15 protein-coding genes are annotated in these 11,896 nt (G+C 37.3%); 7 read left to right on the top strand and 8 right to left on the bottom strand.

Annotated elements, in window-relative coordinates; all coding sequences use genetic code 11:
• Positions 1 to 70 precede the first annotated feature (70 nt).
• Positions 71 to 577 (top strand): cyclic pyranopterin monophosphate synthase MoaC, encoded by a 507-nt coding sequence (gene moaC, locus AB1471_RS11745; protein WP_367779957.1) that lies wholly within the window; start codon positions 71 to 73, stop codon positions 575 to 577.
• Positions 578 to 943: 366 nt separating this feature from the next.
• Here moaC and AB1471_RS11740 read toward each other — a convergent pair whose 3' ends face one another.
• Positions 944 to 1,447, bottom strand: a complete 504-nt coding sequence (locus AB1471_RS11740) for a GNAT family N-acetyltransferase (protein ID WP_367779956.1) — start codon at positions 1,445 to 1,447, stop codon at positions 944 to 946.
• A 251-nt stretch (positions 1,448 to 1,698) separates the two neighbouring features.
• On the opposite strand from AB1471_RS11740, the gene AB1471_RS11735 reads away from it, so the two are divergent.
• Positions 1,699 to 2,007: a DUF3243 domain-containing protein gene (locus AB1471_RS11735; RefSeq protein WP_367779971.1), complete on the top strand. Its 309-nt coding sequence runs from the start codon at positions 1,699 to 1,701 to the stop codon at positions 2,005 to 2,007.
• A gap of 242 nt (positions 2,008 to 2,249) precedes the next feature.
• A complete protein-coding gene (locus AB1471_RS11730) occupies positions 2,250 to 3,434 on the top strand; it encodes a chromate transporter (RefSeq protein ID WP_367779955.1) in 1,185 nt (394 codons plus the stop codon).
• A 79-nt stretch (positions 3,435 to 3,513) separates the two neighbouring features.
• Here AB1471_RS11730 and AB1471_RS11725 read toward each other — a convergent pair whose 3' ends face one another.
• Positions 3,514 to 3,837 carry a hypothetical protein gene (locus AB1471_RS11725; protein WP_367779954.1) on the bottom strand — a complete coding sequence of 108 codons (324 nt, stop codon included), beginning with the start codon at positions 3,835 to 3,837 and terminating at the stop codon, positions 3,514 to 3,516.
• 121 nt (positions 3,838 to 3,958) lie between these two features.
• Here AB1471_RS11725 and AB1471_RS11720 point away from each other — a divergent pair, with 121 nt between their 5' ends.
• Both AB1471_RS11720 and AB1471_RS11715 read left to right on the top strand, forming a co-directional pair.
• Entirely contained in the window at positions 3,959 to 4,345 is a 387-nt protein-coding gene (locus AB1471_RS11720) for a CopG family transcriptional regulator (protein ID WP_367779953.1), read from the top strand.
• Positions 4,346 to 4,363: 18 nt separating this feature from the next.
• A complete protein-coding gene (locus AB1471_RS11715; protein ID WP_367779952.1) occupies positions 4,364 to 5,647 on the top strand; it encodes an MFS transporter in 1,284 nt (427 codons plus the stop codon).
• Between the two features lie 132 nt (positions 5,648 to 5,779).
• On the opposite strand, the gene AB1471_RS11710 is transcribed toward AB1471_RS11715, so the two are convergent.
• The 6 genes from AB1471_RS11710 to AB1471_RS11685 all read right to left on the bottom strand — a co-directional run bounded on the left by AB1471_RS11710 (position 5,780) and on the right by AB1471_RS11685 (position 9,677).
• Positions 5,780 to 6,004 (bottom strand): YbaK/EbsC family protein, encoded by a 225-nt coding sequence (locus AB1471_RS11710; RefSeq protein ID WP_367779951.1) that lies wholly within the window; start codon positions 6,002 to 6,004, stop codon positions 5,780 to 5,782.
• A gap of 62 nt (positions 6,005 to 6,066) precedes the next feature.
• Positions 6,067 to 6,360, bottom strand: a complete 294-nt coding sequence (locus AB1471_RS11705) for a DNA-binding protein (RefSeq protein ID WP_367779950.1) — start codon at positions 6,358 to 6,360, stop codon at positions 6,067 to 6,069.
• Positions 6,361 to 6,538: 178 nt separating this feature from the next.
• Complete coding sequence (locus AB1471_RS11700) at positions 6,539 to 7,252, bottom strand: GNAT family N-acetyltransferase (protein ID WP_367779949.1); 714 nt, start codon at positions 7,250 to 7,252, stop codon at positions 6,539 to 6,541.
• A 211-nt stretch (positions 7,253 to 7,463) separates the two neighbouring features.
• Complete coding sequence (locus AB1471_RS11695; RefSeq protein WP_367779948.1) at positions 7,464 to 8,192, bottom strand: amino acid ABC transporter ATP-binding protein; 729 nt, start codon at positions 8,190 to 8,192, stop codon at positions 7,464 to 7,466.
• Positions 8,189 to 8,833, bottom strand: coding sequence for an amino acid ABC transporter permease (locus AB1471_RS11690; RefSeq protein ID WP_367779947.1), 645 nt, complete (start codon positions 8,831 to 8,833; stop codon positions 8,189 to 8,191). The genes AB1471_RS11695 and AB1471_RS11690 overlap by 4 nt, the downstream gene beginning before the upstream one ends.
• Before the next feature lie 58 nt (positions 8,834 to 8,891).
• Positions 8,892 to 9,677 (bottom strand): transporter substrate-binding domain-containing protein, encoded by a 786-nt coding sequence (locus AB1471_RS11685; protein WP_367779946.1) that lies wholly within the window; start codon positions 9,675 to 9,677, stop codon positions 8,892 to 8,894.
• Between the two features lie 282 nt (positions 9,678 to 9,959).
• Here AB1471_RS11685 and AB1471_RS11680 point away from each other — a divergent pair, with 282 nt between their 5' ends.
• Entirely contained in the window at positions 9,960 to 10,919 is a 960-nt protein-coding gene (locus AB1471_RS11680; protein ID WP_367779945.1) for a D-2-hydroxyacid dehydrogenase, read from the top strand.
• Between the two features lie 499 nt (positions 10,920 to 11,418).
• Positions 11,419 to 11,607, top strand: coding sequence for a DUF4177 domain-containing protein (locus tag AB1471_RS11675; protein WP_367779944.1), 189 nt, complete (start codon positions 11,419 to 11,421; stop codon positions 11,605 to 11,607).
• Positions 11,608 to 11,896: the final 289 nt, after the last annotated feature.

Here is an 11,896-nt window from a genome sequence, read left to right as displayed (position 1 = left end):
ATTCGTTGGATCGTGTCATCAATGGTACAATAGCTTCAATTGCTTTATGATTTTAAAAGAGGTGCTTATGATGGCAAATTTTACTCACTTTAACGATCAAGGACGAGCCAAAATGGTGGATATTACGCGAAAAGAAGAGACCCACCGCTCAGCTACTGCACAATCTAGTATTTTAGTAAATGAAGAAATTTATACGAGTATCACTCAACAAACAATGAAAAAAGGAGACGTTCTAGCCGTTGCCCAAGTCGCTGGTATTATGGCTGCCAAACAAACGTCAGCGATCATCCCCATGTGCCACCCCATCCCCATCAGTGGTATCGACCTTACATTCGATTGGAAAAGGCTTGAACAAGAATTCAAACTGTCCATTCATGCAACGGTGAAAACGAAAGGCAGTACAGGCGTTGAGATGGAAGCTTTAACAGCAGCCTCAGTCTGTGCATTAACCATTTATGATATGTGCAAAGCAGTCGATAAAGGAATGGTCATCGGCCCCACATTTTTAAAAGAAAAATCCGGCGGAAAAAACGGTGATTTTAAACGACAAAATGAACCACTTACTGACAGATTGTAATCGATCTGTCAGCTCGCTTTGCTCACCCAAACAGTATCCATATTAAACCATTTCACGAAAGATTCAGTTTTATCGTCTTGCACTTGGTATCTTTCGACTAACGAAAAAAAGTATATAGGGTAAACATAGCAATAATTGAGGTTTGATACAAGATATTGGCGTAGTTTCTTACACCCAGACTGCTTTTTCGCAGTCTTTGGTAGGAATATAGAAGTTTGTATCTATTTATCGAAGCTTTGAATAGGAAAATCGAAGCTTACCAGCTATTTATCGAAGTTTTGAGTAAGAATATCGAAGCTTACCAGCTATTTATCGAAGTTTGCTCCGACTCAGCTAACTTCATCGGAATTAGATTCTTGAGTTAAATCATTCACCTAAAAAAAGCACCATATACTCCTCATCGACATATTCTCCGTTCACCTTCATCGCATTTTTTTCTAAACCAAAAGGAACAAAACCCAATGATGAATAGAGTTTTTTTGCAGGAAGATTTGATTCGACGACAGTTAGTAGGACTTGTTCAATGGAAGGTAGCCTCTTCGCTTGTTCGATTGCCTTTTCCATCAACTGTGCCCCTACACCCTCTCCACGCTGACTTGGTGTCACATACATGGCTAGAATATTCGCTTTATGCTGGATTTTTATTAGCTTATTAGGTACCAAAGTCACAACACCTATCAACTTCTCCTGATTAAATGCTCCAAATGTAAAAGAATCTTCTGAGCTGAACCGACTTTTGTGTTTATCGATTGAGTCATTCATCTCTTCTTCATAACTTGCCCCGAATGCTTGGGAAGCATTTTTTAACGCCTCTAGTCTAAATGCACGATATTGTTTTGCATCTTCCACTTGCACTCGTCTAATCTCCATCGCTACCACTCCCTATTTAATGATTATAAATTAGGGTAACAGATAACTGAAAAAAGATGGGTTAATTTTTAAAAAATTTCTGTAATAATTGATATCCATGGGAATGCTACAACACAAGCGAACGTGAATGTTTCTTTAATACCTGTCATCAAGAGGAACATATTAATTTTCATCCTATAGTGTTTTTTCTCAAATTTTGGGGAATCTATACGTGTAACGAATACAAGTCAGGAGGTTTTACAATGGATAATATGGATAATGTTGAAAACAAAGTTGAACAAGCTCTTCATGCTGATCCTGAGAAAAAAGAAGAAATCCTAGGGAATTTTGATCACTTCAAATCCTATCTAGGTGACCAAGTTGCTAAGGGTGAAAGGCTTGGGTTAGGTGAAGAAGGACTTACAAAAGCTGCTGAGAAAGTCGCCGGTTATTTAGCGAATAATGAAGAACCACGAAACCGTGAAGAAAAATTATTGCAAGAGCTTTGGAAGCTTGGTGACAAAGATCAACGCCACCAATTGGCACACTTACTTGTACGTTTGGCACAGTCAGCTCATTAATCACTCATTAGCGGGAACAACCCGCTACATACAAACCATCCTGCATGTATATGCATGGGATGGTTTTTTGCGTAAGTTTGTAAAATTTTTATTAAAATACCCATCTGGCCGTTCGATTTTGTTAAACTGCAACTATGTCTTCTAATGTCGAAACGCTATATCTAAAAAATGCTGTACCTATTTTGCACAAATAGGAATGCACTTTGTGAATTGTTTTAGAAAATGAACGAAAGGGGATACATATGAACCAGAAAGTTACACTTAAATCATTACTCGAAATTTTACTAGTCTCCACAAGGCTTGGATTTACTTCTTTCGGTGGACCCGTTGCGCATTTAGCATATTTTCATGAAGAATATGTGCGCAGAAAAAAATGGATGGACGAAAAAAGCTATGCAGATCTTGTGGCCCTTTGTCAGTTCTTACCCGGTCCTGCAAGTAGCCAGATAGGAATTGGTATCGGAGTTATTCGGGCTGGGACGCTTGGAGGAATTATATCGTTTTTAGGATTCACATTACCCTCTGTGATCGCACTAATCCTATTTGCTCTAGTTGTTCAAAACTTCGATGTGTCGGATGCTGGCTGGATACATGGGCTAAAGATTGTGGCTGTAGCCGTTGTTGCACATGCCATTCTTGGTATGGCTCAAAAGCTGACACCAGATCTTCAACGAAAAGCCATTGCTTTATTTGCACTAACAGCCACTTTACTTTGGCAAACCACGTTTTCACAAGTGGGCGTGATATTACTCGCAGCTTTCGCCGGTTTTCTGCTATTTAAACAACAACGATCTGACGAAGAAAAAAGTTTTTCATTTCCTATTTCTAGACGATTTGGCGCTGTCTGTATAGCACTTTTTTTCGGTTTGCTCATTGCACTTCCTATTTTAAGAGAAGTTACTTCGTCGCATTGGATGGCGATGTTTGATAGTTTTTATCGCTCTGGTTCCCTTGTTTTTGGTGGCGGACATGTTGTTTTACCACTACTTGAGAGAGAATTTGTGCCAACTGGTTGGGTTAGTTCAGAAGCCTTCCTTGCTGGATACGGAGTTGCACAAGCTGTACCTGGTCCATTGTTTACCTTTGCCGCTTATCTTGGCGCTGTGATGAATGGCTGGCTAGGTGGATTATTCGCCACATTTGCGATTTTCCTACCCGCTTTTCTTCTTATTCTAGGAACACTGCCATTTTGGAATCAGCTACGTCAAAATCCGAAAATCAAAGGAGCTCTTATGGGCGTAAATGCAGCGGTTGTAGGTATTCTAATCTCCGCATTTTATTTCCCGATTTGGACAAGCTCGATTATGGCATCCATTGATTTTGCATTCGCTGCGATCTTGTTCAGTATGCTGGTCTTTTGGAAACTGCCGCCTTGGATGATCGTTTTAACTGGAGCCATTGGCGGAACATTAATTTCATTTTTTTAGGTAAAATAGTAGCGGCCACTCATAACGGGTGGCCGCTTTTTTCTATTATGTTTCTCTTCTGTCCATGTCTCGCCGTGATCTACAGAAAAATAGATTGTTCCGTTTCCAGTCGTTGCCAAGGGTTCACAGGTAAATATAAAATGGAATCTGCTAGACCTTCGATTTCGCCCTGCTCTACTATTATGGATTCTTGAAAATTATATTCATAACTTTGTTGCGCTGCTGCATAGAAACTTTCCTCTACAGTATACGTGACAGCGGTTCTTCCTTCCGAACCCTTAATAAGATCAAACGTTGCGCCTGCATCTTTTAATAAATATATCCACTCCGTTGAAAAGACTGCAACTCGATCTCCATCAGTTAGGTGAACCCATTCCCTTAATTGAAGAAGCGTTCCAACCATCTAACTTGAGCTCATCCTACGCTCCTCCCCTTAGAACATCCAAAAAATATACTTTTACCATCCATACGGATGGTTTTTGTGTTAAAATGTAATTATAATCTTTGATTGGAGGAATTTTGAAATGGCAGACACAGAAAAAATAACGGTTAATATGAATGTAGTTGATTTAGGAAAAATTGATTTATTGGTAGAGCAAGGTTTTTATTCAAATAGGACTGATCTTATAAAATCAGCTATTCGAAATCAATTGACTTCTCATGCGGGCATAGTAGACGAAATTGTAGTAAATAAAGCAATACTACTTGGCGTCCTAAAATATAGTAAAAAGGATCTTGAAAAGTTATTAAAGGCAAATGAAAAAATGGACATTAAATTATTAGGGATGCTTATTTTAGAAGATGATATTGACGAGGAGTTGGCAATTAAAACAATAGAATCAATTAAAATTTTAGGCGTTTTCAAAGCAAAATCTCAATTGAAGAAAATCCTAAAAAGTAAAATTAAATAATTTAAAGGAGTGGCTTATATGACAAATACTGATCAATATAAACAGGCAACCTTAAATCTATGGAAATTTACCACTAGTAAGTTTATTTCAGCGATCGGGTCTAGTGTCTATACGTTTGGAATTGGTTTATATGTTTTAATGCTTACAGGGTCCGCTACCGGTTTCGCAATCACACTCGTGTGTGGGTCAGTACCAAGAATTTTATTTGCTCCTATTGCAGGTCATCTTGCAGATAAATTCCCTAGAAAATTAATTGTTGTAACAGCTCAATTGTCAGCTACATTAATTATGTCGACCGTTTTGATTACAACAATAATGTATGAATTATACCTTCCATTAATTTACGTAACTGCTGCTTTATTAGCAATATGTTCAACTTTCTCCAATATCGGTTTAACCTCTTCTATTCCAAATATTATCGATTCAACACGTATTCAGAAAATCATTGCTTTTAATCAATCAGCTACTTCCTCAGCTTCTATTTTAGGACCTGTTCTAGGTGGATTAATGTTTGGCGTATTGTCGATTGAAATTTTCTTACTTATTTATGTTATTAGTTATGCAATTACAACAACACTTGAGATGCGTATAAACTTTAACCTTTATATGAATGATGAAGAAGAGAATGAAACAAAGAAAAGTAAAGATGCCACTCTTTGGATTAGTATTAAAGAAGGTTATAAATATGTGTACCAAACTAGATTGCTATTTGTTGTAGTTACGACTGCTTTCTGGGTGAATTTCTTCGCTGCGTCACTGTTTATTGGACTTCCTTTCATCGTGGTTCAAGAATTAGAGGTAAGTGTTCAACAATTTGGTTTAATTGAAGGGGCTTTAGCAGTTGGAATGTTAGTAATGTCTATCTTATTATCAGTTAGGAAAGAATTTCAAAATCCTATTAATACGATGAGAAACGGATTGCTTCTTTTGTCTGCTTTTATAGCTTCAATCGCGATACCACTCCTTATTAGTTTTGAAGGGTTAGGTCTATTGTTTTACTACATGGGAGTTGCACTTTTAATTGGATCTACTCTTGTGTTCATTAATACTCCATTAATGGTCTCATTACAGAAGAATACACCTGAAAAATTGAGAGGAAGGGTTTTTGCACTCATCGAAACAATTGCCTCTGCAATTGCACCAATAGGTATGATTCTATATGGTTTCATATTTGATCTATTACCAGCCGAGTGGGTCGTTTTCTCATCAAGTTTAACGCTATTTTGTATAACGTTGTATGGTCTACGTTCTTCCCAATTTGTCAATGAACAGAAAGAAAAAAAGATCTCTGCTGTTAATTAACCAACGATAGGACATTTGACACGATCCGCGGATAAGTGACGTACAACCTTCGATAAACGTGTCGCATCCGCGGATAAGTAACGTACACACTTCGATAAACGTATCGCACCCGCGTAAAGTGACGTACAAACCTCACTTTCTTACACGTACAACTATCCCATTATTGATTTCTAGCAACTCTTTTACATTAACTTTCACTAATGAATTTGGAGAGCCACCACCTGTATAGACATACTCTAATTCTATTACTTTTGGATCAATTAAGAAGACAGCATCAAACCCAAATGATGGAACACCACCTGCTGGATAACCGGTACCATTTAATACTTGCTCTTCATTTGCTAAACAGGGACACAATTGCCTCCTTTTTGCCTCTTTCCCATATGGTGAATATAAGGAAATACAATTTAAATCTCTTTTTATTTCCCGATTTTCTTAAGCCATTCTTTCAATCCTTCTTCTGTATAGTAAGTGTTATTATTTATAACTACATGCGGAATATCTGGATGTTCTTCGATAAGCATGGTGGTATCTTCTTTTGAGATACCCAGATGATTATGGACATTCTTCTCTGGAATTAGCGTATGATCCTCAAAAATAGCCCATTCTTTTAGTTTTGATACTGAATCAGGATTTTTGAAATTTTTAAGCCCCTCACCAATGAAGTAACCAGCTGCTGCAATTCCAAGTGCTAGAAGTGCAAATTCTCCCATAATATCAACCCCTAACTATAATGAAAAATCTCACTTTTCAATTTATTGTATCACAACATTTTTAGGTACGTGCACATTGAGATCGTTTACTTTCCTTTTTCCATACCGATCAAGACATCTTTTTTAGAGTAATAGTATAGCTATAATTTAGAGATTGCCTGAAATGATCTACGTTTTTTTATTCTATTAATTTCCCAAACACAACCCACGTACCTTCATCCGTTTGATTTAAACCCACCCCAACATAACCACTTGCTAAAAAATCTTTTTGTCGGTTTGGTTTATCAATTGAAATGTAAACATAAGTGTTTAAATCAACTGTCATGTCATGATTAAGATGCTTATAAAAAATATATCGCAGGTATCCTTCATACTTTTCCTTTACATCCATAATGACCATTTGTTGATTAAATTTGTCTTTCAAACTCGGGATGTTCATTGGCGAGACCGTGCAACACAAATGGGTAAAATACGTTGATGAACCCTTTAACTCCTGCATAATTACCTTTGCAAGCGTTTGTTGTAACCCATTTCCACGATAATTCTTATGCACAAGGGAAAGTTCTTGATGGACTACTTTCATTTGTTCCTCATAAGAAAGATCTAAGTCTCGACCCAAATTATCATAATTTTCTCCTGGATATAGGAGTGATCTACATGCGATAAGCTCATTCTCTGAAAAAACACCAATGATCAAGCCGCTTCCTTCTAATATATACTTGAGTTCGTCTTCAGTAAGCGGTTGGAATGTCTCTTTATCTGACAGATCATTTACGAGTTCTTGCTGAAGTTTACTTATGATGAAGTAGTCGTCCCCCACTAACTTTCTGGCAGTAACATGAGTGACACGTTGAGTTGGTTGATGGACTACTTCTCCTTGAAATATATGCATACGAATCCACTCTCCTTTTCGACTATTAAATTCTCTTTGTATATAATAATTAGTTTAACAGAATGAAAGTGGAAGCGGGCGTTTAGCTGCGACAATCATAAGACTCAAAACATCAGTCGACTCTCTTTGTCTTCAACAGTTGATTGGTTTCTTCTTTTAAACAAAAGTTTCTAAGACAATCAAAAAGTCGAGGAGCATCCCTCGACTTTTCTTATAATACTGTACTTAAAAATGCTTGTGTACGTTCGTGTTGAGGTGTTCTAAATAAAGCGTTTGGTTCGTTTTCTTCGACAATATAACCTCCGTCCATGAAAAGAACGCGGTCACCAACTTCACGAGCGAAGCCCATTTCGTGTGTGACAACAACCATCGTCATCCCTTCGACGGCAAGTTGCTTCATTACTTCAAGTACATCCCCCACCATCTCTGGGTCCAGTGCTGATGTCGGTTCATCAAAAAGCATAATTTTAGGGTCCATCGCAAGTGCACGAGCAATCGCTACACGTTGTTTTTGTCCGCCTGACAATTCGCCTGGATAACCATTTGCTTTTTCTTTTAAACCGACTTTTTCAAGAAGAGAGAGTGCTATTTCCCTTGCTTCTTCCTTTGATTTTAATCTCACTTTCATTGGAGCAAGCAAGATATTCTCTAGAACTGATTTATGCGGAAACAAGTTAAATTGTTGAAATACCATGCCAACCTCTTGTCTCACTTTGTTTATGTTCGTCTTACGATTCGTAATATCATGACCGTTAACGATGACGTGACCATCTGTAATATCCTCCAATCGATTTAAACAACGAAGGAACGTGCTTTTTCCTGAACCCGAAGGACCTATCACACACAATACTTCTTTTTCTTGAATCTCTACATTAATATCTTTTAATACTTCCAGACTACCAAATGATTTTTTTAAGTTTTTCACCTGTATTATGCTCATCGAAGTTCAAATCTCCTTTCAAGGAAATTACCTAGTAGCGTAAGTAAATAGATGACGATAAAATAAATAACTCCCACTGCAAACCAAATTTCGAATGCTTTGTATGTTGCAGCTGTTTGGACTTGCCCTCTTTGTGTTAAATCAGCGATTCCAATGATGGAAAGCAAAGAAGTATCTTTCAAACTAATAATCGCTTGGTTTGTAAAAGCAGGAAGCATCCGACGGAACGCTTGAGGAAGAATGATATGACGCATATTTTGAACACCCGTCAAACCAAGGGATCTAGCTGCTTCGTTTTGACCTTTATCAATGGACTGAATCCCTGCTCTTATAATCTCAGCAAGGTATGCACCTGCATTAAGCGCCACTGTGATAATACCTGACGTCGTACTTTCGAATGAGATCCATGCGAGTTGATTCAAACCAAAATGAATGAAAAACAGTTGGACAATAAATGGTGTTCCACGGATCGCATTAATAAACGCACTCGCAATCCAGTTTAATATTTTTAATGGAGCCAAACGCATGAGAGCAATGACTAATCCGATTAAAAAGCCAAATATGATTGCAATAACAAATATGTATATGGTCACCTTCAGACCGTCCATTAAATATGGAAGAGCGTCTATCATTACACCCATTTCTATCTTCTCCCTTCATTAAATAAAGCGCGCTTTTGGCACGCTTTATCTTAACTGCTTATTCAGCTAAATATTTGCTCATGATTTCATCGTACTCGCCACTGTCTTTAAGCTCAGCAAGACCAGCATTGATTTGCTCAAGTAAGTCACTATTTTCACCTTTTAACACAGCAATTCCATATTGGTCACCATTGAGACGGTCACCCACGATCTGTAGTCCAAGATCATTTTGTGCAATTGCATAGGCAATGACAGGATAATCTTCCATCAGGACATCGGCATTTCCATTTGCTACTTCCTGGAACATCGCTGGGCTGTCATTAAACTGTTTTACCTCATATCCAATTTCCTCGGCGTGTTCTTCCGCGTGAAGAGCACCTGTTGTCCCATTTTTAACTGCAACTGTTTTGCCAGCTAAATCTTCCATTGTGGTAATGCTTGAATTGTCTTCATTTACTACTAACGTTAAACCTGAATCAAAATATGGATCGGAAAAATCAACCGTTTCTTTACGTTCATCTGTAATACTCATTCCACCCATCGCAATATCCAATTGACCGGCTTGCAATGAAGGAATGATCCCACTGAAATCCATTGCTGAAAATTCAATTTCGAAGCCTTGATTGTCTGCAATTGCGCTAATCACATCGATATCGATGCCTACATATTCGCCGTCTTCTTCGTACTCAAACGGTGGATAAGTTGTATCAATGCCGACTTTGTATAATGTTGTACCTTCTTCTTCTTCTCCTTCTCCTGAACCATTACTTTCATCATCTGTCCCACAAGCAGCAAGAAGAAGAGCCATGAGTGTGAATAAAGCTACTAGGTGAAGTTTTTTCAATGTAATTCCCCCTTTTTTGAATTGTTAGTACTATTAAAATATTTAAACAATAATGAGATTATATCATAACCTCTTATTATTTACTAAAAACTATCACTATATTACTAATATTATTATTTTTCAGTCTATTTTATTAAATGTCGTTTGTTTTTTAAGAACAACTCAACTAATTTTATAATACAAGATATTCATGAGTCCTCTATCACCATGAGCGATCATCCATAACCGTTTTAACTGCATTTTCTGATAAAATAAAGTTATCAACAAGTTGGAGGAGATCCTATGGTGAAAAGAAAGCTCGTTGTTACACAAAATCTAGCCCCATTGTTACTAGATCAACTACATAATGTTGTACCTGAATGGGAAGTGATAGCTGGGAGAGACCAGTCCGTTTGGAAAGATCATGTTCAGGATGCAGAAATCATCGCTGGTTGGAAAAAGGAACTGAATGATTTGCTAACTAGTGAGTCAAAGCTGAAATGGTTACAATCATGGAGCGCCGGGGTTGATAACCTTCCACTCGAAACATTTGAGAATAGAAACTATCTACTCACGAGTTCAAATGGTGTTCATGCCAATCCTATTTCAGAAACCATTTTCGCCCTGATGCTTGGACTCACCAGAAAAATTCATGCGTATGTTCGTCAACAACAAACAAAAACGTGGCATCATGCCAATCTTAATTTAGAATTGCACGGCAAAACGCTTGGACTAATCGGAACGGGGGCCATCGGCAAAGAAACCGCTAAAATTGCGAAAGCGTTTGGGATGAACGTACTCGGTGTTCGACGTAGCGGACAGCAAGAAGAATTTTTTGATGAAATGCACACACTTGGTGAACTGACAACGATTTTACCTCGTTGTGATTACGTTGCTGTTACACTGCCACTGACAAAAGAGACAGACAAATTATTTGGTCAAAAAGAATTTGATGCCATGAAGGATTCTGCCTTTTTCATTAACATCGGCAGAGGAGAAATTGTGGAGGAACAAGTACTTATTAAAGCACTACAAGAAGAGAAAATTGCCGGAGCAGGGCTGGATGTATTTGAAAAAGAACCGATTGATGACAACAACCCGCTATGGGAACTTGAAAATGTCATCGTCACCCCTCACACAGCTGGTGCAACCGAATATTACAATCAACGTGTCATTGAAGATATCTTGATTCCAAATCTACAAAACTATGTAGATGGCGAAAAGCCTGCGATTAATTTAGTTGATTACGAAAAAGGGTATTGAAAACACTTAGGATCATGTCGTTCATTTGACCATTTTGCATCGTGGTTTAACTTGCAAAAAATTGAATTTTTGTTAATAATACTTTTGTAACTCCTCTTCATTCGTGTATGATTGAACTAAATAGAGGGGGGATTTTTTTGCTTCCTTATAAAAGATTTGCTTTCATCTACTTTATTATTATGGTTGTTAGTATTTTTATTGGTTCCAATATGAATAATATAATGATGAGTTTTTTAACTTTTTTGCTGGTATTTTTGCCATTATATCTACTATTCTTATATATTCCTTTTGTATTCCAAAGACAAGTAACGTTTTTTTAAACGTACTGTGATTGGATCATAGCAGGAGGAAAATTGTGGCATAAAAAATAAAGGTCAACCCATCAGAAGTCAGAGGTTGCTCATTATTTTATCCGCTACATATTGGGAAGGCATTTATTTTCTCCCCAAGCGCTTAGTTTTTTAATATAATTAAAGCAATAAATTCAGGAGGGATTCGAGTGACCAAATACGAATATAAAACAGTCTCTTTTGATCATATACCCCGGTTTAGATCTAAAAAACGTCTAGAACAGAGGGACAAAGAGCTTAATCAATTAGGGGCAGAAGGTTGGAAATTAATCAGTGTTCATACTCAAGCGTGGACTGGTGATCATATCCATACATTTTTGCGTGAAATTCACGAGTAGGTTCATACATAATGCAAATGCAACAAAATATAGTGTTGGAAAATAAACCTGGAATGGGCAGCTGTCCATTCCGGTTATTTTTCTTTATAGAAATTCCGTACTTCTTCCCCCCAATTGGCATACCATAATATACTTTTTCAATTGATTAATACAAAACTTATTCCTATAAAACCCTACTAGATCAATTCACAACACACCTCATTGCATGGTAAAAAGAAAAACGCATATTGACTTTACTTTTTCTTCAGCTATAATGATCATACAAATCCGATTAAATACATAGGAATAG

The sequence above is a fragment of the Jeotgalibacillus marinus genome (assembly GCF_040801915.1).
In the GTDB taxonomy this organism is placed as follows: domain Bacteria; phylum Bacillota; class Bacilli; order Bacillales; family Jeotgalibacillaceae; genus Jeotgalibacillus; species Jeotgalibacillus marinus.
The sequence above is the reverse complement of the archived record's forward strand: the minus strand, read 5'-3'. Positions and strand labels throughout refer to the sequence as shown.